The organism is Proteiniphilum sp. UBA1028 (assembly GCF_002316955.1).
Lineage (GTDB): Bacteria > Bacteroidota > Bacteroidia > Bacteroidales > Dysgonomonadaceae > Proteiniphilum.
In genome coordinates this window covers 1-25044 of sequence record NZ_DCEN01000056.1, presented here as the reverse complement: position 1 = coordinate 25044, position 25044 = coordinate 1, and the positions used below count along the sequence as shown (strand labels likewise).

Below are 25044 nucleotides of genomic sequence, written 5' to 3'. Positions count from 1 at the left end.
AACGTATCGAAAAAATAAACATGAGAATTGAGATTATTACCATTGGTGACGAATTACTTATCGGGCAGGTTGTGAACAGCAATGCAGCCTGGATGGGACGTGAGCTGACGCAGCATGGTTTCGTCATCACAGCCATTACCACTGTGGGAGACCATAGTGACAACATCATGCAGGCAATAGAGGTTGCTTTCGGACGGGCCGATATTTTGCTGCTCACCGGAGGTGTGGGACCGACAAACGATGATATCACAAAACATACGCTTTGTCGGTACTTCCATACTGCCCTGGAGTTTAACGACGAGGTTCTGCAAAATATTGAATCGGTCTTTTTGAAAAGAAATCTTCTGTTAAATCAGCTCACCCGGAAACAGGCATATGTCCCGGTCAGTGCCACTGTGATTCAGAATAAGGCCGGTACCGCTCCCATCCTCTGGTTCAACAAAGAGGAAAAGGTGTTGGTCTCCATGCCGGGCGTACCCTTTGAAATGAAAATGACTATGCGTGACGACATTATTCCACGCCTGCAAAAACAGTTTCAGGTAAAACAATACCTACGTCGCACTTACTTGGTATCAGGTATTACCGAATCGTCTCTGGCTACACGTCTTGCGGGATTTGAAACCATGCTTCCTACAGGCTTTTCACTAGCCTACCTTCCCTCTTTCGGATTTATCAGGCTGCGATTATCTGCCTGGGGTGCAGAACATGAACAGGAGATGAAACAACTGGGGCGCAAGCTGAAAATGCTTCTTGGTGACGAGTTTGTTGCCAGAAGCGAAAAAACAGCGGAGGCACTCCTCGGTGATAAGCTGCGCAAGCTACAGCTCAGGGTGTCCACTGCCGAAAGCTGCACGGGAGGATTCATTGCGCATCGTATAACCGCTATCCCCGGCGCTTCAGACTATTTTGAAGGCAGCATTGTATCGTACGATAACCGTATCAAAGAGGACGTGCTGGGTGTAGAGAAAAGCGCGATCGGAAAATTTGGCGTGGTGAGCCGGGAAGTGGTCGAACAGATGGCCAGGAATGTAGCAAACAAACTGAAGACCGGATGCAGCATAGCTGTCTCCGGCATCATGGGCCCCGAAGGAGGAACTAAGGAGAAACCGGTCGGAACAGTCTGGATATGCACACAAAATGGTGACGAGCAACTTTCCGTTGAATACCGGGTTGGCAGTAACCGGGAAGAGAACATCGAGCGTACAGCCAACCTGGCAATCCTCCAGTTGCTAAAGATGCTGACCCGTAAAGGCGTAACAGAATCAAATTGATGTAAACCCACAATAAGGGACAAGCACTTCCGGGATACGTATTCCCGCAGGAGTCTGGTTATTTTCCAGCAATGCTGCCATGATACGGGGTAAGGCAAGGGCACTGCCATTGAGCGTATGGCAGAGTTGTGTTTTGCGGTCTGCATCGCGGTAACGGCATTTCAACCGATTTGCCTGAAAGCTTTCGAAATTAGAAACAGAACTCACTTCCAGCCATCGCTGTTGCGCGGCAGAATATACTTCAAAATCGAATGTAAGCGCCGAGGTAAAACTTATGTCACCGCCGCAAAGACGAAGTATGCGCCAGGGAAGTTCCAACTTTTCCACCAGTGTCTGTACATACCGGACCATCTCATCCAGCCGTTCATAAGAATTTTCCGGCTTCTCGATGCAGACAATCTCTACTTTGTCAAACTGATGCAGGCGATTCAGCCCGCGCACATCCTTGCCATAGGAGCCTGCTTCCCGGCGGAAACATGCCGAATAGGCCGTATTCTTTACCGGCAACTCTTTCTCGTCAAGAATCACATCGCGATACATGTTGGTTACCGGCACCTCTGCGGTCGGAATCAGATAAAGGTCGTCCAATCCCACATGATACATCTGTCCCTCTTTGTCTGGAAGCTGGCCGGTGCCGAAGCCAGAGTCGCTGTTTACCACATAAGGCGGCTGCACCTCCAGAAATCCGGCATCGCGTGCACTATCCAAAAAGAAATTGATTAACGAACGCTGCAGACGTGCTCCCTTCCCTTTGTAGACAGGAAAACCCGCACCGGTGATTTTTACTCCCAGCTCAAAGTCGATAAGGTCATATTTTTTTGCCAGTTCCCAATGAGGAAGCGCATCGTCGGACAGTACCGGCATCACTCCGCCACTTCTTTCCACCATGTTATCTTCCGCTCCCTTTCCTTCGGGGACCGACTCGTGAGGAAGATTGGGCACAGTAACCAGCAGCTGCTCGATTCTAGCCTCTGCCTCTTTTAGAGTCTCATCCAGTTGTCTGGAAGACTCTTTCAATGCTACTACCTTCTCCCGGGCGGCAGAGGCTTCCTTCTTTTTTCCCTCTTTCATGAGTGCCCCAATGGACCTTGACAGCGCATTGACCTCTCCCAGGAGCGTGTCAAGAGATGTCTGCGTACTCCGCCTAAGATCATCAGAGGCAATTATCTGGGCAACGATCTCATGTGCATCGAAATGTTTTTTCGACAGGCGTCGTACTACCTCTTCGGGATTATCGTTGATAACTTTTAGTGTGAGCATAAAAAAAAATCACGAAAACGTTTAACTTTCTTTACGTCCGCAAAGATACAAAAAAACGAGATATCCCGGAGTCTTTTGTAAACTTAAAATAGCTGAAAGTGGAGTGTTTCGCGCAATTCTCTCTCTTTTTGTTTTTTCTGGCGATAGTAGCGCGAAATGTAATAAGCAAACCCGGCAAACGCACCGAGCATCACAATGTCTTTTATTGTACTGTTTTTTCTCATGATCAATATTTATTTATCTTTAATAACAAAAAAGTCTCAGTTAGGTTTTACTATTAGATGCGAAAGCGGAAAAAAAGCTGCACAAAAGCGGAAAAAAGTTTTCCTGCGAACAAAAAAAACGTTATTTTCCCTCTTCGTATAAAACATGGAAAACGTTTCTTGTGCTCTCCGTAATTTTGAACCGGTCGTCGGAACGTTCTCCCACAATCCACACAATTTCATCTCCCGAAAGAAGTACCCACGCATTCTCCTTATCTTTCAGGCTGAACTTGCGGTTCGTGAAATAATCACTTATCTTCTTTCTGCCTTTCATGCCAAAAGGAATAAACCAATCGCCTCGCTGCCACTTTCGGAGAAACAACGGGAACTTAAGCCGGTCATAGTCGGCATAAAGCAAATGTTTGTTTTTCTGGATGCAAACCGGTGTCTGCACGGTGCGGATGGTGAGATGTATCGGTGACGTTATCTCTTTGGTTTGTGGCTCAATCAAAAATGTTTGCTCCACGGTTTTGGTATCCGGCATCCGGTCAATTATGAAACAGTCTCGGTCTTTCATCACCCGATACGCCCCGCCAAAGAAGACCTTTCCCGGTGCAGCATCCATGCTTTGAGTGATATCATGAATAGAAGAGGGTTTGAAACCTAACGGCGAGAGCAACTCGAACAGGATGGATTGCGGGGAAACCGTTTTTCGTAATGCCCGAATATCGATTCTGTCATGTTGGAAAACAGCATCAATTGACTCCTGTACCGAAGCACTGTATACTTTTTCTGCTTCCGCCACGTTTTGTGCTGTGCGGTAAATTGCTTCCTTCACGGCAGGATTCATCTCCTCAAGTTTGGGAATAATACGCAGGCGGAGGGCATTCCTCCAAAATACATCGTCATTATTGGTGCTGTCAAATATAGAGGGGATGTCGCGTGATTCCATATATCGGACTATCTCTTCGCGCGACAGACATAACAACGGACGTATTACCCTGTTGTTCCTGGGTGAAATACCGGTCAGTCCTTTGATACCGGTGCCCCGGATAAGATTCATCAACACTGTCTCCACCGAGTCATCTTTGTGATGTGCCACGGCGATGGCCTCAGCTTCGTATTGCCTGCGCATCATCTCAAACCAGCGGTAACGCAGTTCACGTGCAGCCATTTCGATGGATATCTTTTTATCGGAAGCATACTGCCGGGTATCGAAATCGACATAAATAAAGGGGATGTCGACACTTTTACACCACTTTCTAACAAACTCGAAATCTCTATCCGATTCCTCCCCCCGGAGATGAAAGTTACAATGGGCTGCCATACACCGGTAGCCTAACAACGTGAGTATGTCGAGCAATGCCATGGAGTCCATTCCCCCGCTCAGGCCTACGATGACAGAAGCACTGGGAGAAAGCATTTTTTCCCTCTCTATAAATGAGCGTATTGTGTCAAGCATCTTTTTTCAGCAATCAGTATAATAAAACAAATGTACGAAATTAATTCTTTACCCGAAAACAGGCATAAATTGCCATAAAAAGTGTACTTTTGTGCTAGTAATAAATGGATAAGTGATATAGCATAATGATAGAAAAGATTGAGGCTCTTCTTTCAGAAATAGAGCAATTGACAGTTTCCACACCCGATGAACTTGAGGCCGCACGCATCAAATACCTCAGTAAGAAGGGAATCATTTCCACACTGATGGACGATTTTCGTACTGTACCTGCCGACCAGAAAAGGGAAATGGGCATGCGAGTGAACTCATTGAAACAGAAAGCGACAGAGAAAATCCAAACGCTCAAAGAACAGTTCGAACACAACATTTCAACCTCGACGGAGGTCGATCTCTCCCGCACTGCATATCCTGTTTCGCTGGGGACACGACATCCGATATCGATTGTCAAAGAAGAGATCTGCGATATCTTCAAACGGCTTGGTTTTTCTATTGCTGAGGGTCCGGAGGTGGAGGACGACTGGCATGTGTTCTCGTCATTAAATTTCGCGGAAGATCATCCCGCACGCGATATGCAGGATACTTTCTTTATTCAGAATGATCCCCAGATTGTGTTGCGTACACATACATCGTCTGTACAGACACGGGTGATGGAAAAAAAAGCCCCCCCCATTCGCATCATCTGTCCCGGCCGCGTCTACAGGAATGAAGCAATCTCATACCGTGCCCACTGTTTCTTTCATCAGGTGGAAGCTTTGTATATCGACAAGGATGTGTCGTTTGCCGACCTGAAACAGGCTCTTCTGTTTTTCGCCAAAGAGATGTTTGGCGAGCATACCAGTATCCGGTTACGCCCTTCTTATTTCCCATTTACGGAGCCAAGTGCAGAGATGGATATCTCCTGCAATATCTGTGGAGGTAAAGGGTGTCCTTTCTGCAAACATACAGGATGGGTGGAAATTCTGGGGTGTGGCATGGTAGATCCGAATGTGCTGGAAAACTGTGGCATCGATAGCAAAATTTATTCAGGTTATGCGTTGGGTATGGGCATAGAACGCATCACCAATCTTAAATATCAGGTGAAAGATTTGCGGATGTTTTCTGAGAACGATGTGCGTTTTCTGACTCAATTCCAGTCGGCACACTGATTTGTGCAGCACGCGTCATTTGCTCATTGCACCCGCTTTTTTTGACTTCACCGATTTTGAGAACAACTGAGTGTTTTCAAAGTCGGAATAAATTATAGAGAACAAGGTAAATTTGAAAATGATGAGTACAAAATATTTTATCCTACCTGCCTTTATTTTGGCATTCACCGCCATGCAGGCGCAAAAGACGACCCGTGTAAATGCCATTAAGGCCAACGACTATGGCGTAATCTATTCCCTCCCGAAAACATCGTTTGAAATCACAATCCTGGTAAAAAAGAGTATCTATCAACGGGGCGATTTCTATCCGTACGCTCAACGTTACCTGGGGATAGATGATCCTGTCACCGAAAACAGAGTTGTCTTCACCCTGGAAGATGTATCCGTAAAAAACAGAGGCATTCCCGATAAAACCAATTCATACATGGTGCAGTTTCAATCCAAGACCTTCGAACCCTATGTTTACCTCCGCGAGGATGGATTGATTGTCGCCGTCAATGCCGAACCTACTTCCATAGTATCCGAAGGTACGTCGCTTCCCCAGGGAAATAGACCTGCCGTAAACCCACGCCGGTTCCTTTCTCAGGAAGCACTGATGGCCGGATCCATCGCCAAACAGGCAGAGCTGGTTGCCCGGCAGATTTTCGACCTTCGCCAAAGCCGCACAGACATACTCACGGGGGAGGCTGAGAGCATGCCACCCGATGGAAATGCCTACAAGGTGGTGATGGATGAAATAGACCTGCAGGAAAGAGCATTGACTGAACTCTTTGCAGGGAGCTTGCAGACCGAGTACTTCGTTCGAACTTATACTGTGGTGCCCGATGTTGACGATATTGACAAAATGGTTATTGCCCGAATCTCCGAAAAGCTGGGCCCGGTGGATGCAGATAATCTTGCCGGAGAACCCATTCTATTGTCGCTTCAGAACAAGACACCCGAGGTAAGGCTTCAATTGCCGGAACGCGACGTGAAGCGGTTGGAGACGAAGTTCACTGAAGGACTGGTGTATAATGTTCCCGGTAAAGCGGAACTGACCATTGAGTTCAGAAACGAAATTATTAGGAGCATGGAAGCCGATGTCGTACAATACGGTTCACAGGACGTACTCACCAGGAAAATGTTCGACAATATGAAGCAACCTATCAAGGTTTTCTTTTACCCGGAACTGGGCGCAATCAGACAAATCATTCAGTAAATTATCGGCTGAAATATGCTTGAACGCCATTTACACATAGCGGCACAATGAAAATAAAAAAAGTTTAATCTATGAAACGAACATTTAAACCGTTTGCATCCATGTTGATGACGATAAGAGAGTTCCGATCCCTCTATTTTGCCGCGTACCTCCTCCTTGGAGCCGGCTTGTGGAGTTCATGCACCGGAGGTGCCGCATCGGGCAGATCTTCGGATATCCATTTCGACAGCATTGTTGTACAGCAACAGATTCCGTTGCTCCAGACATCAGATACGACATTGCCCTTTGCCGAAATAAGAATTGCGTTCACCTATCCTTCAAAATTCAGAAATCAGGAAAGCCTGTTCCGCTTACAACAAATATTTCAGGGAACCTTTTTCGGGGACAGACAGTACGATAGTATACCTCCGGGAGAAGCGGTGAAAAAGTTTGTGGAAGACTATAGCCAGCGGTATCGATCACTTTCCAACGCCTATTACGAAGACAAAAATCGGCTGAAAGGAGAAATGCCAGTCTGGTACTGGTATTACATGAACAACAGCAACAAAATATTGTTTCAAAACGAATCGATATTAAGTTATGCGGTAACATACAACGATTATGAGGGCGGTGCACACGGATCCCACAGGATTACCTATACCAATATCGATCTGAATGAATTGGTTACTTTGTCGGAAGAAGATCTCTTTGTACCGGATTACTACAAACCTCTTAGGGAGAAAATTGTGCAGGGACTCATGCATTCTTACCGCGTAAACGAACCCGACTCTCTCTTAGACAAAGGTTTTTTCACTATTGAAGATATTGTGCCCAACAACAACTTCTGGCTCAACAACGAAGGAATTCATTACAGTTACAATCAGTATGAGATCGCTCCCTATTCCATGGGAGTAATCGATGTAGCAATACCCTATACTGATTTGCAGGACATCTTGTTGCCCGGAGGAGTTATTTCACGTTACTTTTTATCTGAAAAATAGTGCCACCTCTCTTCGCCTGGGGTTGCATACAGATAAATTTTGAGTCGCTTTACATCAAAAAAAAGGGAGTCAGTTTGCCGGATTCTCCCTGTTTACGTATGAGTTAACTGCTTATCATTGCAACTCACCTGATTGGACTCATATCCGTTACATGCCGCCTGCACTCTTGAATTCAAGGTAAAGTATGATCGCAACCTCCTTGCCTATTCCCAACCCATCAGGATCGTAGGCTACGTGATAATCAATGCGGTTAATTTTATTTTTGGCAATAAATCCAACGGTCTCCGTACCATCCTCTGCCTTCACCACTCCGCCGTGCATCACATCAAATGTAACATCCTTGGTCACATCTTTGATCTGCATCTTGCCATGCAGTTTATATTTTTGGTCGTTCACTTTCTCAATGCGTGTACTCTCAAAGGTCATGGAAGGATATTTCTCCACTTCAAAGAAATCGGTACTCCTGAGATGATCGTCCCGCATAGGCACACTGGTATTCACACTGCCTACCTCTACATTAAAAAAAACGCGGGCATCCTCCATCTTGTTGATATTTCCGATAATCCCACCGTCGAATTTTTCAAACTTGCCGTTCACAAACGTGATTCCCATGTGCTTCACTTTGAAATTCACGGAGGAATGAGCTGGATCTATTTTATATTGTGTTTGAGCCATCAGCCCAAGACCAATAAAAAGGGCGACAAATAAAAAAGTTCCTTTTTTCATATACTATTAATTGTTTATATTTTGATTTACTACCTATTAACATGTAGGGTAAGTTGATTGTTCATCCAGCGCTATCCCTTTCGGCTATAGAATAAATTGATGAAAAAGCATTATCTTTGCACAACAAAAACAGCAAATCGGTTGTTACTTGAACGGGGAGGCATTCATAAGCCTGTCTCAATAAAACGGGCCACACAGGCCACAATACAAAAATAATTATGCAGGAATTGGATCAAGATCAAATATTAAACGACTTAACCACACAAGACTATAAATACGGGTTCACTACCAACGTAGAAACCGAAGTGATTGAAAAAGGATTGAACGAAGATGTCATCCGGTTGATTTCATCGAAGAAAGAAGAGCCGGAGTGGCTGCTTGATTTTCGCCTGAAGGCTTACCGTCACTGGCTGACGTTGAAATTGCCCGATTGGGCACATTTGCAAATCCCGGCAATCGACTTTCAGAATATTATTTATTACGCCGATCCCACGAAAAAAAAGTCGCCCAAAAGTCTCGACGAGGTAGATCCGGAATTGCTTAAGACCTTTGAAAGACTTGGTATCCCGCTTGAGGAACAGAAACAGCTCACAGGCGTTGCCGTCGATGCAGTGATGGACAGTGTCTCCATCAAAACCACGTTTAAAGAGGTACTGGCCGAAAAAGGCATTATCTTCAGCTCGTTCAGCGAAGCAGTGAAACATCACCCCGACCTGGTAAAGAAGTATATGGGAACGGTTGTTCCCTACAAAGATAATTTCTACGCCGCTTTGAATTCTGCGGTGTTCAGTGATGGATCGTTTGTCTATATCCCAAAAGGCGTTCGCTGCCCGATGGAGCTTTCGACCTACTTTCGTATCAATGCCGCCAACACAGGACAATTTGAGCGAACCCTGATTGTGGCCGACGACGACTCCTACGTGAGTTACCTTGAGGGGTGTACAGCTCCCATGCGCGACGAAAATCAACTGCATGCAGCTATTGTGGAGATCATTGCACTCGACAATGCCGAAGTAAAATACTCAACGGTACAAAATTGGTATCCGGGCGATAAACATGGCAAGGGCGGTGTATACAACTTCGTCACCAAAAGAGGCATCTGCAAAGGTTTTAACTCCAAAATATCCTGGACACAGGTAGAGACCGGATCGGCCATCACCTGGAAGTATCCTTCCTGTATACTGGCTGGAGACAATTCGGTGGGCGAGTTTTATTCGGTGGCGGTGACCAACCACTTTCAACAAGCAGATACAGGCACCAAGATGATTCATCTGGGTAAGAACACACGCAGCCGCATCGTCTCCAAAGGGATATCAGCAGGTAGCAGCCAGAACAGCTATCGCGGCCTGGTAAAAGTAACCAAAAAAGCAGAAAATGCACGTAACCACTCTCAATGTGACAGCCTGCTGCTTACCGATCATTGCGGGGCGCATACTTTTCCCTATACCGACATCCAGAATCCGACAGCTGTGCTGGAACATGAAGCTACTACCTCAAAGATCAGCGAGGATCAGGTTTTCTACTGCAATCAACGCGGGCTGGGAGAAGAAGAGGCTATCGGGCTTATTGTAAATGGATATGTGAAGGAGGTAGTCAACAAGTTGCCGATGGAGTTTGCTGTTGAAGCACAAAAATTGCTGCAGATCAGCCTCGAAGGAAGTGTCGGTTAAGCCGGCCATTTCCACAATGTGTCAATGTCTACCGGGACATTCTCCTACCAGTCAATGGGTTCTTTTCCGTGAGCCTGTAAATAGTCGTTCGTCCGGCTAAAGTGCTTATTACCAAAGAATCCACGATAAGCAGATAACGGCGAAGGGTGTGGAGACTTCAATATTAAATGCCTATTCGCATCTATTTCCGCTCCTTTTCGCTGTGCGTAAGCACCCCACAGAATAAAAACAAGATGTTCACGCTCGAGGGCAAGATGCCGGATGGCAGCATCGGTAAATTCTTCCCATCCCTTTCCCTGGTGTGATCCCGCACGATGTGCTTGCACGGTAAGCGTGGCATTCAACAATAAGACTCCCTGCATAGCCCATCTTTCCAGATTACCGGAACGGGGAACAGGTTTTCCCAAATCGTCTTGTATCTCCTTGTAAATATTCTGAAGCGATGGCGGTACAGCAACCTTATCGGTCACGGAGAAACACAATCCGTGTGCTTGCCCCGGCTCGTGATACGGATCCTGACCCACAATCACCACCTTTACTTTGTCAAAGGGACAACGGTCGAAAGCGTTGAAAATCAGCCTGGCGGGAGGATATACTATTTTTTTGGCATATTCCTGTCGTACGAAATCGGTCAGTCTTTCAAAATAGGGCTTACGAAATTCTTCCTGTAGATGAGCCTTCCAGCTCAACTCGATCTTCACATCCATGCTTTGTAATATTTATTGAGAATGCTAAAATACAAAAACAATTTCCATTAAAAAAAAAATCCTTCTTTTCTGAAGAAGGATCGGGGTATTGTTTACAACGTCGTTCATAATAAAAAAACACCTTGAGCCTTAGCAGATTCCCGCATCTCCTGCGGCCACAGGCTGGCCTGGATTTCCCCTATATGTGCTTTACGAAGATAATACATACACAAACGCGACTGCCCAATACCTCCCCCGATAGATAGCGGCAACTCATTGTTTATCAGCCTTTTATGAAAATAAAGTGAAAGCCGATCTTCTTTGTTCCGGGCTTTAAGCTGGCGCTTCAGCGAAACGGAATCAACACGGATACCCATCGATGAGAGTTCCATGGCTTTTTCCAAAACCGGGTTCCATACAAGCAAATCGCCGTTCAGCCCCAGATAGCCATCGGCGTTCATCGAACTCCAATCGTCATAATCAGGTGCCCGGCCATCGTGAGGTAACCCGTTGGAAAGGGGAGCACCGATACCGATCACAAACACTGCTCCATGCGCTTGGGTGATGGCATCTTCACGTTGCTTGTCGTCCATGCCGGGATACTTCTGGAGCAATTCTTCGGAATGGATAAAAGTAATTTCGCCGGGCAGTTGAGGAGTAATTGCAGGAAACAATTCGAAGACCAGGTATTCGGTACGCAGCATGGCTGCGTAGATACGACACACGATCTGTTTCAGATAGTCCACACTCCGGTTTTGCTCGCCAATCACCATTTCCCAGTCCCACTGGTCCACATACAATGAATGCAGATTATCCAGCTCCTCATCGGCACGGATGGCATTCATGTCCGTATAAATGCCAAAACCTTCTTCAATTCCGTAATCAGCAAGGGTCAGCCGTTTCCATTTTGCCAGAGAGTGGACAATCTCCGCTTGTTTATCTCCCATGTCTTTGATGGGAAAATGCACAGGCCGCTCTATACCATTCAAGTCGTCGTTTATGCCGGTACCGCTTTCTACGAAAAGTGGCGCCGTAACCCTGCGCAAACGCAGTTCTGAAGAAAGGTTTACCTGAAAAAAATCTTTGATATGTTTTATACCCAATTCTGTCTGCTTTAAATTCAGCAACGGTTTGTAACCGGAAGGGATTTGTAGTTGAGACATACGTTTTACAATCTGATTTCAATATTAAGCTGCAAAGTTACCAAATATATCCATTTTGTCAAAAATGGGCGGAGTTAAATTTGCATTATGATAGTATTCAGGAGAAAAAAAAACATTTTTCCCAAATAACACACACATGCTTAGCATTTTCGCATTCAGACATAATTTATCTGTCCCACAAGGTCTTCTACAGAAGCTATCTTATGCCGGTCTAGATAAGCATCAATGCCCTCCACAATTTTTACCGATGCTTCGGGATCGACAAAATTGAAGGTGCCGACCTGAATAGCAGTGGATCCGGCCAAAATGAACTCAATGGCATCCTGCCAGGTGCAAATTCCCCCCATTCCGATGATGGGAACCCGTACAGCCTGATAAACCTGCCAGACCATGCGTACGGCAATAGGTTTGATGCAGGGGCCTGACAATCCGCCAGTGATGGTGGAGAGTTTGGGACTTCTGCTCTCCACATCGAGTGCCATGCCAAGAAATGTGTTTACCAGTGAAACGGCGTCGGCTCCCTCAGCTTCCACGGCACGGGCTATTTCCGTAATATCAGTCACGTTAGGCGATAATTTCACAATCATTGTCTTGGGAAATACCTTGCGTACTTCACGCGTAACCTGTGCTGCCGATTTGCAAGAAGTGCCAAATGCCATTCCGCCTTCTTTCACATTGGGACAGGAAATATTCAACTCGATCGCCGGCATCTTCTCAAGGTCTGCCAGCTTCTCCGCACAAGCTACATAATCTTCCACAGTAGATCCCGATACATTCACGATCATGTGGGTGTCATAATCCTTTATGATCGGGTATAGATGTTCCACAAAATAATCCACTCCCTTGTTTTGCAGCCCCACTGAATTGAGCATCCCCGAAGGTGTTTCCGCCATTCTCGGGTAGTCATTCCCTTGCCTTGGCTCCAAGGTCGTTCCTTTCACAAAAACACCACCAAGACGGCCCAAATCAATAAAATCACTATATTCTGTCCCGTAGCCAAAAGTGCCCGAGGCAGTCATCACCGGATTTTTCAATTGTAAATTTCCGATACGTACATCTAATCTAGCCATGTGAGTTCGTTGATGTTAAATACAGGCCCTTCAGTACAGGCACACACATTCCCTCTTACGGTTTTCTCGATACAGCACAGACAAGCTCCGAAGCCGCATGCCATGAGGTTTTCGAGCGATACTTCACAAGTAATCCCGTTCTCCTTAGCATATCGTGCCACCGCCACCATCATTGGTTTTGGTCCGCAGGTATAAATAAAATCATATTTCTTTTTTTGCAATATTGAGTGCTGGGTTACAAATCCTTTCTCACCCAGCGATCCGTCTTCAGTCGTACTGTAAACTGTTCCAAAAAGCTCAAAATCAGGCCGCTGTAGAATATCGTTCTCTGAACGTCCCCCCAACAAAAAATCAGGTTCAAATTCCTTTTCCCTCATCATTTTCCCCAAAAAAAGTAACGGAGCCGTCCCCACCCCTCCGCCAATCAGCAGGAAGTTGCCCTTTTCGTCGGGCAGTGAAAATGAACTCCCCAGCGGGAATATAATGTTTACGGTCTCTCCGGCGGATAAGGCGCATATTTTATTGCTCCCTTCTCCAACGCGCTGAATCAAAAGCCAGATTTCATTATCCTCTTTAACCACGAAATTGATGGAAATGGGCCTGCGAAGGAATACCTGCGGGGAGTTGGCGACCAGAATCTGTACAAACTGCCCCGGATACATTTCCGGAAGTGGCTCATTGTCAACGGAAGTAATCTTTAACAGATGATTCCGGTCGTTTAACTTTGTGTTGGAACGAATCTTAAAATCGCGTACTTTCATCAGTAACCTCTCTTTTTGAAGTACAAAAATACATCATAATTTCCAAATAAGAGGCAGGCAGGCGAAATTTACATTAAACAAACGCTTTTACCACTTCACAACCGTATCGCAGAAACGGTCCAACCAGCCAGCAAAATGATCACGCCCAACAAAGCACCCAGCCCGGTCACCGTAAGGCTTGCATATAACATATAGAGGCAGGAACCCATAAACAGGATAGGCGTTACAGGATAAAGTGGTATTTTGAACGGGCGAGTGACATCCCGCATTTTTTTTCGTAACACCATCACACTAAGCCCAATGCAGAAAAAGAAAAACCAAAATACAGGAGCTGTAAAGTTTACCATGGCTTCAAAACCATCACGCATAAATGCACCGAAGCATATAAGCAGGATGGCTATGGCTCCTTGCAGCAGGAGAGAGTTGATGGGGGCCGATTTTTCTGCGTTCCACTTTCCCAGAAATGCCAATGGTGTAAAATCCTTACCCAACGCATATCCCGACCTTGATCCGGTAAAAATGGTGGTATTCAGGGAAGTCAGTGCCGACAAAATAATCAGTATGCCGATCAATACAGCACCCTTTTTGCCGAATGTCTGTTTCATCATTTCCATCCCTACCGCATCGGAATCGCCGATGCGCTTCAAACCCAGAGCATTCAAAAAGGAAAGGTTAATGAGCAGATAAATCAGCGTAATTAGCAGGATGCTGGTTATCATCACAAAGGCCATTTTCCTGGAGCCGGTTTTTAATTCTGAAGAAACATAGGCCGCCTCGTTCCAGCCGCCAAATGTGAGCAGGACAAAAATAAATGCCAGACTAAGTGAGCCTGTCGCAGAGGATTCTGTAACTGGCATTTCCACCCGCCTTGTGTCAATGATCGGTTCGACAAAAATACCGACCACGATAATAATCAATATCCCAGCCATCTGGAGGATTGTTAATAATTTCTGGGTACCGGTACCAAACTGGATTCCCAACACGTTGATAAAGGTTAGCAGCAACACGATGACAGCTGCAAAGCATGGCGAAGAGAACGTAGCAGGATGAATGAGCCTAGAAAGATAATCACCGGCAATATAAGCGAGCATAGCAATAGACCCTGTTTGGATTACTGTGATGCGTGCCCAGGCATAAAGAAAAGAAAATCTCTTTCCGAAAGCCATCTTCAGAAAATGATAGTCTCCGCCTACACTGGGGAAAGCTGAACAGAGTTCTGCATAGCAGAGCGTGCCAATCAACGATAAAAAACCTCCAGCGGCCCAAATTCCCAGGAACCAATATTCATTCGGTGAATTGACAGCTACCACCTGTGGCGTCCTGAAAATTCCGACGCCAATAACGATACCCAAAATGAGTACGATGGCATCAATGAGCTGCAAGGAGCGTTTAGGGACGGTTCCCGTTCTCTTTTCGAACGTATTCTCTTTCATCTGGCAACTTTCTTTTGGACACTCGGAAGAAAAGAGTCAGACAAATATAGAAACATTCCGGAGAGCGTGAAAAAATTATTTATCGCTTCCGTACTTTGCCGGAGGAGTGAAAGTCTCAAAAGTGTTGTCGCTGTAATAAATAATTATTTGACTAATCTTTTTCGACTCTGTTTTTGGTGGCTCAAGTTGTTTATATTCCGCACTTTCCGGCATTAAAACAGACGGTTTAAGCGCTGTTTCCGGCGATTTTTCGACAGGCGCAGCCTCCTGGCTTTGATTTATCGCACCCTGACGGAATAAATCAGGCTCCACCGGCAGTTCACCGGCATCAAATCCGTCTTTATACATGCTGCCTGTTCCTTTTAACAACCACTCCGGATTAATGTAGTGCATATCGTCAAGAATTTTTGTCACGACATCGAGGCTGGGATTATTCCTGCCGTTCAGAATATGGGAAATAACTGCCCTGTTTATTTGTAACCTGTCTGCAAACTTGGCCGGAGTCAGATTTTCCTTTTCCATGATTAGCTTTATACGATCTTTCATCACACTTGCTCTTTAATGACCGGTTAGGGATGTGTATTTGTTACAAAAGTAACAATACAAATGTATAAGAAATTATTTACAAATGAAAAGAAATGTGATTTATATTTGTAAATTACAAACGTATGCAATATTGATACATTTGTAGCCAAATAGAAAACGAACAGATGAAACAAATCCAATAAGTACATAATTAATACTTTATAATTACGTTTAATCATATTGATATACAGTATATTAGTATACTTAATACCGCTTTTTTTAACTTTTCGACGCAAAATCTTTCCGTTTTATCTTTAAAATATGAACTTAATCTTAAAATATAATGAATATTTGATTGATTTATAGACATATATAAATATGATAACACTTGAAATATTATGTTAAACGGTTAAATATAGAAATGTGCGACGTATATAATTTAATATACAAACACATACTACAAATGTAGAGACTTATCAAATACATATGTATCTATTCAGAAATACACATTTGTAGTGAAGTCTAAACGGGTGGGAAATATAGAAATGTAACTTGTTTGAATCGTTCGTGTCCGATTAAATTAGAATTCCAAATGTAAATTCACTAAATGCCTTATATTACGAATAAATCGGGTCACAGTATTGAGAGCCAAAAAATAGGATGCACTCATCGAGTTAAAAAAAGAATATTCTATTGATAAACAGAATCTTTTATCTGTTTTTTCCTGTATGAAATTTGATCCTGATAATTATATCTCACTCAGAAATGAACAGATTGTCATTTATTGCTGTTTTAAATTGAGAGTTTTCTTAAAAAATAATTCATATGAAACCCATTTACGGCATCAGCACATTAATTGTTCTTTTGGTACTGCTTTCTGTACAATGCAACGGACAACAAAAACACAGACTACAGAATATGGACAGCAAGAAAGTTATACAGCAAACGGAAGACAAAGGAGATACGGAAAGGTTCAAGACGTTGCACGACTTTACGGTAAAAGATATCGACGGTAAACAGTTCGATCTGGCATCGTTGAAAGGAAAGAAAGTTCTGGTGGTAAATGTAGCCTCCAAGTGCGGATTTACTCCCCAATACGAAGATTTGCAGGCATTGTATGAGCGGTATGGTAACCAAAATTTTGTGGTGATCGGTTTTCCTGCAAACAATTTTAACAACCAGGAGCCGGGCAACAACCAAGCAATCAAAGAGTTTTGCACAACCAACTACGGAGTAACCTTTCCGATGATGGAGAAGGTGAGCGTGAAAGGAAAGGACCAGGCTCCACTTTACAAATGGCTTACTCAGAAATCGGAAAACGGAGTGCTCGATCAGGAGGTTACCTGGAATTTTCAAAAATTTCTGCTCAACGAGCAAGGGGAACTTGTGAATGTGGTGATGCCCAAAGAGAGCCCGTTAAGCGATAAGATTGTCCGCTGGATTACAGAAGAGTAGTGTTTCCCTGGCTTAGTGCAGGATTCTATATACCAGTTCCTTCAGCAGCTCTCCCTGTGATGCCGATATATTGTCCACCCCCTTTGAACGGGCATCGAACGTTCTCAGATCGGAGATGATTTCCATCACTTTGTTGGCATTGTAGTTTTTCAAACCGATGACATAGTCACGTACGAAGTAGTTTGAGCGCAAGTTTAATGCAGCCATAATGCTTTGTTCGTCTTTTCGCGGCAACCAGAAGCACTCCAGCAGGTTGCTGAAATAGTTAAACAATACGGCCAGTGTGGCCATAATTGGGTTATCTTTCGGGTTTTTCTCAAAGTAATTTACAATCCGGTTGGCGGTAAGTACATCCTTTCGGATGATGGCATTTTGCAATTCAAAAGTATTGTAATCCTTGCTGATCCCGACGTTTCTTTCAATCAACTCGGAGGTTACCCGGTGAAATCCTTCCGGCAGGGACACCTCAAGCTTCTGTAACTGAGGAATTAGTTTACTAATGTCGTTCCCTACATAATCGGCCAGCATCCGTGCCGATTTTTCATCAATGCCAATTTTTCTCTCTTTGAAGTATGCGGTAATAAACGACGGAATCTGGTTATCGTATAACTTTTTCGATTCAAAAACAATGCCTGTTTTGTCGGCCTGCTTTACCCAGGCTTTGCGTCTGTCAACAGTTCCGTGCTTATAGTTGATAACCAGTATGGTAGTCGGCATCGGATTTTTCAGGTAATGTTCCAGCAATTCCAGGTTATCCAGATTCTGGGCCTCCCTGACAATAATGAGCTGATGCTCGGCCATCATCGGGTAACGGCGAGCCGAGGAGATGATCACATTCGTGTCGGAATCAACGCCGTAGAACGTAAGCAGGTTAAAGTCTTTCTCCGTTTCCGTAAGCACTGTCTCATGAAGAAGCTCTGTAAGAGCATCCATAAAGTAGGCCTCGTCGCCCATGAACAGATAGACTGGTTTAAAACGGCGTTGCAGGATATCATTGCGGATAGTGTCGAAAGTATGTTTGGATGCTGCCATTGAGTACAAACAATTTTAATTAACAGTTATTTTTCACCAATCGAACCTGAGGTGCTTGATCGTAGAACCATTATTCATAATGGAAGAGAGCGACTTGATGCCTATTTTCACATGTTCCTCCACAAAGTTTTCGGTGACATGCTGATCACTCTTCTCTGTTTTTACGCCGGTAGAAATAAGCGGCTGATCAGACACCAGAAGAAGCGCCCCTGTAGATATGTGATTGGCAAATCCACACGTGAAGAGCGTTGCCGTTTCCATATCGACCGCCATCACGCGCACCTGCCTCAAATAGCTCTTAAACTCGTCGTCGTACTCCCATACCCTGCGATTGGTGGTATAAACCGTACCGGTCCAGTAATCCCTTCCAAAATCCCGAATGTTGGATGAAACAGCACGCAAAAGGCTGAAAGCCGGCAGCGATGGAACCTCAGGAGGGAAATAGTCATTCGACGTCCCCTCGCCTCTAATGGCAGCGATAGGCAGAATATAGTCGCCCAGTTCGCTCCTTGCTTTCAATCCGCCACATTTGCCCAGAAACAATACGGCCGTAGGGGCAATCGCGCTGAGCAGATCCATGATGGTCGCAGCATTGGCACTACCCATGCCAAAGTTAATGATGGTGATCCCATTGGCCGAAGCATTGGGCATATTCGCATCAGCTCCCACTACAGGCACGTTGAAATGATTTGCGAAAATCTCCACATACTTCTGGAAATTGGTCAACAGAATAAATTTTGTAAACTCCTGCAACGGCCGCTTGGTGTATCGGGGAAGCCAATTCTCCACAATTTCTTGTTTTGTTCTCATAAAAAAGCGTTATTTTTGTGCTGTGGAAACCCTGTTCTACAAACAAAGATACAATATGTACGCGTTAAATCTTCCCTCTTACGAAGCAAAAATCCGAAAAAAAGGCGATGGTTTTGAAATTTTCGATCCCCTGCGGCGAAAATATCTAATACTGACGCCCGAGGAGTGGGTACGCCAACACTTTGTTCATTATTTGATTTCAGAAAAGGGTTATCCGGCATCCCTTATTGCCAACGAAATTTCCCTGAAGCTACACAGCCTTACCCGGCGTTGCGATACGGTGGTATACAACAGGCAGCTTGAGCCGGTCATGATCCTGGAATACAAAGAGCCCAATGTCCCGGTTACCCAGCAGGTATTCGATCAGGTAGCGCGCTACAACAGCGTGTTGCGGGTACAACATATTGTGGTGTCCAACGGCATGCAACATTATTGCTACCAATTGGATTATCAGGACTTGTCGTACAAGTTTCTCACCGAAATTCCGGATTACAGCGAACTATGACTCAGAGGTCAAATCTCAATCTCGTCTCATCAATAGCTTTCTTCCTTTGACGGGAAGTCCGACGATTTTACATCGCTGATATATTGCTGGACAGCCGACTCAATCTGGTCGAACAGATTGGCGTATCGGCGCAAAAAGCGGGGTGAAAAACCTTTATTAATGCCCAGCATATCGTGCATAACCAAAACCTGCCCGTCCACATAAGGACCTGCCCCAATGCCAATCACCGGAATCGCAAGTTCAGCAGCCACCCTCTTTGCCAGCTCGGCCGGAATTTTCTCCAGTACGATGGAACAGCAGCCCGCCTCCTGCAGCAGATGTGCATCGTCCAGTAACTTGGAGGCTTCGGCCTCATCTTGTGCCCTTACCGCATAAGTCCCGTATTTGTTAATGGACTGCGGCATCAACCCGAGATGTCCCATAATGGGAATGCCTGCACTCAGAATACGTTGAACCGATTCAAGGATCTCCCTTCCTCCTTCCAGCTTGAGACAATCGGCTTGTGTTTCCTTCATTATCTTCACGGCGTTGGAAACAGCCTCAACCGGATTCCCTTGATAACTTCCAAATGGCATATCAATCACCACCATGGCTCGTTTTACGCCGTTCATCACCGATTTACCGTGATAGATCATCTGGTCAACTGTCATTGGCAGGGTAGTTGTATTTCCTGCCATCACATTGGAGGCCGAATCACCCACAAGGATCACGTCCATTCCAGCATGGTCAATCACCGACGCCATCGAATAGTCATAGGCGGTCAGCATGGAAATTTTTTCACCCCGCTGCTTCATTTCCTGCAGGCGGTGTGTAGTGACTTTTCTTTTGTTGTCGGCTGACAGATACGCTTTTTCTTGTGACATGCGGTTTTTATTTTAACTTGTAATGGATACAAAGTTAATTTTTTTACGGGATAATGCCAAAAAAATAGCCGGGAAGTGTCTTCCCGGCTCGCTGTTTTTAATATACCTTTCGTGAATCAAAACTTATATCCCAGGGTAATCAACCCTCTGATAGAACTATTTTTCAGCGTAAAGGGACTGGCATCGATCACCAGCTCCTCCCTGTTCTCCGTCCACAGGTTCGGGAAAGGATAGAGGTCATCGGTTTGGGTTTTATACACTACCGCAAAATCGAGGAAGAAGTTCCTGTTGAAACGGTATCCAATTCCCCCTGTAAGGTAGTTGGCGTCACCCTCCATCCTGTAGACCGTGTTGGAGTTGGGGATATATGCATCCCCGCTTTCTCTAAAGGTTCTCTCGTAGGGATTCTGCATCCAGGCATAACCGAGACGTCCCGAGAACTGCGGTGTAAAGCGGTACTCAAGTCCTGCCTTGACGGTAGATGCGGAGCGGAAATCCATCGAGATATATTCGTTGTCGATATCGTACCAGCCTGGATCGTCCTTCGAACCGGAAGGCACCTTCAGCTTCATGCGGCTGTAATCCACCAGTTCATAATCCATACTGGCTATAAAATTGTTCCCGAATACACCGGCAATGCTGGCAACGATCTTCCCAGGTGTTTTCAGATCGTAATCGTTCGTAAATACGGCCGAATAGGTTTGCCCCGGTTCATAATCAGTATCTGTCACATATGCTCCCATGTTGTCGTCTATCTGGGCTTCATAGGTTTCCGTCAGTGCGTACAAAGTGGGAGTGTGCCAGGCAAAGCCAAGCCTGAGAAAATTTACCGGCCTGTAGATTGCGCCCAGCTTGGCACTCACTCCGGCGCCACTGGTGGTGATCCAGTTGGTGAGCGTATACCCACCTTTGTCAAAATCTTCCAGATAATCCGATTCAAGACTGTAGGAAATATCCTTTATGGAGAGTGAGAGTCCCAGGTTCAGCACATGGCTTATAGTGGTTCCCACCGTAAAATCATAGTTATCAACATGACCTCTTTCTTTTGTACGTATCTCTCCGATAGCTGTCTCACCGAAAGTATTCACCGGATCGTACCGGGTTCCATTGTTGACTGGTTTAATCAGTTTGGAGTTAAACCCCAACACAGCGAGCCAGGGTTGCGTAACAAAAGGATCGGGAAGGTTGTCCCCTATCTCCAGTTTCGATGGATCAACACCGGCGCTCCTGTCGGCAATATAATCGATCATTGTGCTGGCGGCAGGCCCTACACCTGAAATGTTTTTATCGAATGACTTCAGCCTATTGTAGGAAAAACCGAAGTTCAAGAGGGGGAAAACATCGTTTCTCATGGGAAAATAACCCACAAAGCCTAGGTTGTCCATGTCGAAACGTGTTTTGTTAGCGTCCTGACTGCCTGCGCCCGATCTTTCCTGTGAAAGGTTCAACGTACCGACCACCTCCGAGCTGCGATAAACCGCAATTCCGGCTGGATTGATGGATATCGCAGTCTGATCTCCACCCAGTGCTCCGAAAGCGCCCCCCATGGACATGGCTCGTGCAGTTCCATGAAGATCTTCGCGGGAAAAACGCAATGCATCTACCTCCGACTGCGCAAAAAGAGAAACTGACCCGATGAGAAATATGGAAAGTATGCAAGTGATTTTTTTCATATCTGTCGCTATTATGATTTTATTGGTATGCATTGGAAAAGACTGGCTCATTCGACACCTTCAGGTATCTCTGAGACAGCCTTTGTTGCCTGTTCTTATCTGCGGCTTCCACTGGAACGTCCGCTGCTGCCGGAGCTTGAGCTTGAACTTCTGCTACTGCCGCCGAAGGAGCCGCTGGACGAGGAGCTACGGCTGGGTGTAGAGTAAGTGGAACTTCTGGGAGTACCCGAGCTTCTGGATGGTTCGGAGTAAGTACCGCTGCTTCTGCTGGGTGTGGTACTTCTCTCATAGGTCGACCGGTTCCTTGTCGGCGTGGTGGTACTTCTTTCGTAGCTGCGTGTCGCATTTCTACTGCTGTTATATGTTCCGGACCTGCCTGGCTGCGTAACTCTGTCGATGGAACCTGAACGGCTTGTGGTTCCTGTGCGATCGATCACGCGCCCCGTTCTGGAGTCATGGGTTCTGCCAGAATTATCAATAATTCTTGTTCTGGGTGCCGTTGTTGCGTTTCTATCCGATACATCACTCCGTGAATTTGTGATGCCTGTTCTGCCCGATACTGTGGTACGTGTATTGGCTGTTCTGCCCGATAAACCACTGCGCGTACCAGATGCAATAGATGACCTTCCTGAAATTCGGGTTGTTGAAGTGCTCCTGTTGGCCGAGCTGGTCCTGTAGGCACCCGAACTTCTGCCGGAACGGTTATGGCTCAGGCTACTGTAATAACCATCATAGAAGCCGTGGTTATAACCGCCTCCCCAGTATCCGCCGTATCCATAGTACCAGGGATCAGCCCAACCGCCATAGTACCAGGGTGAATACCATCTGCTATAGCGCCAGGGGCTGCCCCAGCCATACCAGCTACCATAGCCGTAAAACCAGGGATCATACCAGCGACTGTAGTACCACGGGCTGTACCAGCCGCTATAAAACCAGGGATCGTACCAAGGGTCATACCATGGATAGTAAGGAGATCCCCACCCCATACCAAAATAGATGTTGGTATCCCATCCGCGATTGTTATAATTATCATACAGTTCGTCACCCACGTAGACAATCACTTCGTCGGCACCGGTAATTTTTATGCTTGATTCCGGATCATGAAATCGCACAATCCGGTCAGTATACTTGTAATCCGTGTAATCTTCTGTATTGCCGGAAAAGGCCTGCTCTCCCGACAAAGAATCCTTCTTGCCCCGGCGATTATATTCGTCCACATCTCTGCCGTTGGCCATCACCTCCATGTTCGAAGCATCACCCTGAACAATCACCACTTTCTTTTTTTGTGGTTCTTGCTGCTTTTTCTGAACCCTCACCGGCTCATTTCGCGTTGGATCAGCATAGATATCATCCCATTCCTGGGCGAAACCGAAGAGAGGTACTGCTGTCAGCAAAACGGTAAGTAAAATTTTATTCGTTTTCATAGTTTCTCCCCTTTTATATAGTACTTATCAATTATTATATCTAATCAGTTCCTTTGACCTTGTTTGAAAGCAATAGTTTAATGATTACCCGCATTTTTTCAACTGATTATCGAAGATTTACATACAAATATACGAATCTAAGCAGATAAAACATTCTCTTTTATGAAAAAGACGGCTTTTTTCCAAAACGCTGCACTTTGTTTGGTTAAAAAAACGCAAAGACAGCCACTTTCGCAGGAGGCCTCCCGAGCCGGTAAACTGGGTACAAAGCAAGCAGCAAAACAATGTGTCTGCAGGAAGGATTACAGAGTTATCTCCAGGCCATCGTGCGCCAGCATAACATGAGGAGGCAGCTCCCGCTCAACTTCCTCGTGCAAACCCATTTCGTGGCTCATGTGGGTAAAATAAGCCTTTTTGGGCCTGATGTTGTTTACCATTTGCAAGGCCTGCTGAAGCGTTTGGTGAGAAATATGTTCTTTTTTTCTGAGTGCACTGATCACCAACGTGTCCACATCTTTTAACTTCTCAAACTCTGTCTCGGGAATGGTTTTCACATCTGTCAGATAGACAAAGTCACCTATACGGTATCCTAGAATCGGTAACTTGTAGTGCATCACACGGATGGGAATCACTTCAACACCGTCGACAAAAAAAGAGGTTTTATCGCTGATCCTCCGGATGGTGATATCCGGCACACCGCCATAGCGGATCGGGGCGAAACAATAAGGCATTCGCTCTCTGATGGTATGCTCCAGCTGCTCTTCCATAAACAGTTCCACCGAGCCGAAAACAGAAAAAGGGCGCAGGTCGTCGATGCCGCCAACATGATCGTAATGCTCATGCGTGAATAACATTCCGTCGATCTTCGCAAACGGGAGTGGGAGCATCTGCTGACGGAAATCGGGCGTACAATCAATCACCAGTACCTTTCCCTTCACTTCAATTCTAACGGATGCACGCAGCCGTTTATCGCGCATGTCAGTAGAACGGCATACAGCACAGTGGCAACCTATTTGCGGAACTCCCGTAGATGTCCCCGTGCCCAAAAATTGTACTTTCATAATATGCCAACTAAAAAAGCTGCCTCTTTTTCAGTAAAAGGCAGCTTTTTATTCTAGTACGGGAACGGTTAGTTAAACAACTTTTCACATAGTCCGGTTTCCGCCTGATCCCGCACAACCTTTTTAATTTAATATTGTCTTTCCAGAATCCAAAGGTCATTAAAAGGAACACCATAAGTTCTTCTCAGGTAATCGGTATCTCCTTTTGCCGAATAGATGCTGTAAATCTCTCCTCTTTTCGCTACGGCTTCCTGCTTATCGTCGTAGCTGGCCACAATAACGCGGTACATGCCTTGTTCATTTTGCGCCAAGATTACCTGATGTCCTTCTCTTGTCATCCTATCTTTCAATGATTCGGCATTCAACTTTACGCTCAAGGAGGCAATCACCACACTGTATCTCTTTAAGCCGGCAGCGTCGGTAGCATATACCGGTTCCACCTTTTCTTTTCTCACCGATACCTCCACGGGAGGAAGAGGACTGGCATCTTTTACCACCGTTGTAGGCTGAGAGGCTGTTTGTTGCATTTCTCTTTCCTTAGCTGCTTCATATACCTGCTTATATGCACTCTGTTTGGGCTTACAGGAAGTACCCAAAACCATCAGGCCTGCCAAAATCAATGCGTAATGGAATCTTTTCATCTGTATTCAGTATTAATTATTTTTTAA

The 25044-nt window shown here is 45.4% G+C and carries 24 protein-coding genes; 7 read left to right on the top strand and 17 right to left on the bottom strand.

Translation table 11 applies throughout. From position 1 onward, the window contains the following. Positions 1 to 20: 20 nt before the first annotated feature. Entirely contained in the window at positions 21 to 1271 is a 1251-nt protein-coding gene (locus tag B3Z75_RS10295) for a CinA family nicotinamide mononucleotide deamidase-related protein (protein ID WP_294071225.1), read from the top strand. On the opposite strand, the gene serS is transcribed toward B3Z75_RS10295, so the two are convergent. The 3 genes from serS to tilS form a co-directional block, all read right to left on the bottom strand. Next, positions 1263 to 2531, bottom strand: a complete 1269-nt coding sequence (gene serS / locus B3Z75_RS10290; protein ID WP_294071223.1) for a serine--tRNA ligase — start codon at positions 2529 to 2531, stop codon at positions 1263 to 1265. The two genes, B3Z75_RS10295 and serS, sit on opposite strands and share 9 nt — an antisense overlap. An 83-nt stretch (positions 2532 to 2614) precedes the next feature. Further along, the gene (locus B3Z75_RS10285; RefSeq protein WP_294071220.1) at positions 2615 to 2755 is read right to left on the bottom strand and encodes a hypothetical protein; all 141 of its coding nucleotides are present in this window, start codon (positions 2753 to 2755) and stop codon (positions 2615 to 2617) included. Positions 2756 to 2876: 121 nt separating this feature from the next. Further along, positions 2877 to 4196 (bottom strand): tRNA lysidine(34) synthetase TilS, encoded by a 1320-nt coding sequence (gene tilS, locus B3Z75_RS10280; protein ID WP_294071217.1) that lies wholly within the window; start codon positions 4194 to 4196, stop codon positions 2877 to 2879. Positions 4197 to 4321: 125 nt separating this feature from the next. Between tilS and pheS the strand changes: the two genes are divergently transcribed. The 3 genes from pheS to B3Z75_RS10265 all read left to right on the top strand — a co-directional run bounded on the left by pheS (position 4322) and on the right by B3Z75_RS10265 (position 7519). Continuing rightward, a complete protein-coding gene (pheS, locus tag B3Z75_RS10275; RefSeq protein WP_294071214.1) occupies positions 4322 to 5341 on the top strand; it encodes a phenylalanine--tRNA ligase subunit alpha in 1020 nt (339 codons plus the stop codon). A 121-nt stretch (positions 5342 to 5462) separates the two neighbouring features. Then, positions 5463 to 6539: a DUF4831 family protein gene (locus B3Z75_RS10270; RefSeq protein ID WP_294071211.1), complete on the top strand. Its 1077-nt coding sequence runs from the start codon at positions 5463 to 5465 to the stop codon at positions 6537 to 6539. Positions 6540 to 6610: 71 nt separating this feature from the next. Beyond that, complete coding sequence (locus B3Z75_RS10265) at positions 6611 to 7519, top strand: DUF3298 and DUF4163 domain-containing protein (protein ID WP_294071208.1); 909 nt, start codon at positions 6611 to 6613, stop codon at positions 7517 to 7519. A gap of 147 nt (positions 7520 to 7666) precedes the next feature. On the opposite strand, the gene B3Z75_RS10260 is transcribed toward B3Z75_RS10265, so the two are convergent. After that, entirely contained in the window at positions 7667 to 8245 is a 579-nt protein-coding gene (locus B3Z75_RS10260; RefSeq protein WP_294071205.1) for a YceI family protein, read from the bottom strand. Positions 8246 to 8463: 218 nt separating this feature from the next. Here B3Z75_RS10260 and sufB point away from each other — a divergent pair, with 218 nt between their 5' ends. Further along, complete coding sequence (gene sufB / locus B3Z75_RS10255; protein ID WP_294071202.1) at positions 8464 to 9915, top strand: Fe-S cluster assembly protein SufB; 1452 nt, start codon at positions 8464 to 8466, stop codon at positions 9913 to 9915. A 44-nt stretch (positions 9916 to 9959) separates the two neighbouring features. Here sufB and ung read toward each other — a convergent pair whose 3' ends face one another. From ung to B3Z75_RS10225, 6 genes are all read right to left on the bottom strand, one after another. Beyond that, entirely contained in the window at positions 9960 to 10622 is a 663-nt protein-coding gene (gene ung / locus B3Z75_RS10250) for a uracil-DNA glycosylase (protein ID WP_294071199.1), read from the bottom strand. 104 nt (positions 10623 to 10726) lie between these two features. After that, positions 10727 to 11764 carry an aspartate--ammonia ligase gene (gene asnA, locus B3Z75_RS10245; protein WP_294071196.1) on the bottom strand — a complete coding sequence of 346 codons (1038 nt, stop codon included), beginning with the start codon at positions 11762 to 11764 and terminating at the stop codon, positions 10727 to 10729. Positions 11765 to 11919: 155 nt separating this feature from the next. Then, the gene (locus B3Z75_RS10240; protein WP_294071193.1) at positions 11920 to 12834 is read right to left on the bottom strand and encodes a dihydroorotate dehydrogenase; all 915 of its coding nucleotides are present in this window, start codon (positions 12832 to 12834) and stop codon (positions 11920 to 11922) included. Beyond that, on the bottom strand, positions 12822 to 13595 hold the full coding sequence (locus B3Z75_RS10235) for a dihydroorotate dehydrogenase electron transfer subunit (protein WP_294071190.1): 774 nt from the start codon (positions 13593 to 13595) through the stop codon (positions 12822 to 12824). The genes B3Z75_RS10240 and B3Z75_RS10235 overlap by 13 nt, the downstream gene beginning before the upstream one ends. A gap of 95 nt (positions 13596 to 13690) precedes the next feature. Next, positions 13691 to 15028 carry an APC family permease gene (locus tag B3Z75_RS10230; RefSeq protein WP_294071187.1) on the bottom strand — a complete coding sequence of 446 codons (1338 nt, stop codon included), beginning with the start codon at positions 15026 to 15028 and terminating at the stop codon, positions 13691 to 13693. Between the two features lie 75 nt (positions 15029 to 15103). Then, a complete protein-coding gene (locus tag B3Z75_RS10225; protein WP_294071183.1) occupies positions 15104 to 15574 on the bottom strand; it encodes a helix-turn-helix domain-containing protein in 471 nt (156 codons plus the stop codon). An 897-nt stretch (positions 15575 to 16471) separates the two neighbouring features. Between B3Z75_RS10225 and B3Z75_RS10220 the strand changes: the two genes are divergently transcribed. Next, the gene (locus B3Z75_RS10220; protein ID WP_294071356.1) at positions 16472 to 17008 is read left to right on the top strand and encodes a glutathione peroxidase; all 537 of its coding nucleotides are present in this window, start codon (positions 16472 to 16474) and stop codon (positions 17006 to 17008) included. 12 nt (positions 17009 to 17020) lie between these two features. On the opposite strand, the gene holA is transcribed toward B3Z75_RS10220, so the two are convergent. Further along, positions 17021 to 18040, bottom strand: a complete 1020-nt coding sequence (gene holA, locus B3Z75_RS10215; RefSeq protein WP_294071180.1) for a DNA polymerase III subunit delta — start codon at positions 18038 to 18040, stop codon at positions 17021 to 17023. Positions 18041 to 18073: 33 nt separating this feature from the next. Then, complete coding sequence (locus B3Z75_RS10210) at positions 18074 to 18850, bottom strand: AMP nucleosidase (protein WP_294071177.1); 777 nt, start codon at positions 18848 to 18850, stop codon at positions 18074 to 18076. A gap of 55 nt (positions 18851 to 18905) precedes the next feature. On the opposite strand from B3Z75_RS10210, the gene B3Z75_RS10205 reads away from it, so the two are divergent. Beyond that, complete coding sequence (locus B3Z75_RS10205; RefSeq protein WP_294071174.1) at positions 18906 to 19355, top strand: type I restriction enzyme HsdR N-terminal domain-containing protein; 450 nt, start codon at positions 18906 to 18908, stop codon at positions 19353 to 19355. 29 nt (positions 19356 to 19384) lie between these two features. On the opposite strand, the gene panB is transcribed toward B3Z75_RS10205, so the two are convergent. From panB to B3Z75_RS10180, 5 genes are all read right to left on the bottom strand, one after another. Then, positions 19385 to 20218 (bottom strand): 3-methyl-2-oxobutanoate hydroxymethyltransferase, encoded by an 834-nt coding sequence (gene panB, locus B3Z75_RS10200; RefSeq protein WP_294071171.1) that lies wholly within the window; start codon positions 20216 to 20218, stop codon positions 19385 to 19387. Between the two features lie 116 nt (positions 20219 to 20334). After that, positions 20335 to 21891: an OmpP1/FadL family transporter gene (locus tag B3Z75_RS10195; RefSeq protein ID WP_294071168.1), complete on the bottom strand. Its 1557-nt coding sequence runs from the start codon at positions 21889 to 21891 to the stop codon at positions 20335 to 20337. 95 nt (positions 21892 to 21986) lie between these two features. Then, positions 21987 to 23315: a hypothetical protein gene (locus tag B3Z75_RS10190; RefSeq protein WP_294071165.1), complete on the bottom strand. Its 1329-nt coding sequence runs from the start codon at positions 23313 to 23315 to the stop codon at positions 21987 to 21989. 302 nt (positions 23316 to 23617) lie between these two features. Then, complete coding sequence (locus B3Z75_RS10185) at positions 23618 to 24376, bottom strand: MBL fold metallo-hydrolase (protein ID WP_294071162.1); 759 nt, start codon at positions 24374 to 24376, stop codon at positions 23618 to 23620. 128 nt (positions 24377 to 24504) lie between these two features. Next, the gene (locus B3Z75_RS10180; RefSeq protein ID WP_294071159.1) at positions 24505 to 25017 is read right to left on the bottom strand and encodes an SPOR domain-containing protein; all 513 of its coding nucleotides are present in this window, start codon (positions 25015 to 25017) and stop codon (positions 24505 to 24507) included. Between the last annotated feature and the right edge of the window lie 27 nt (positions 25018 to 25044).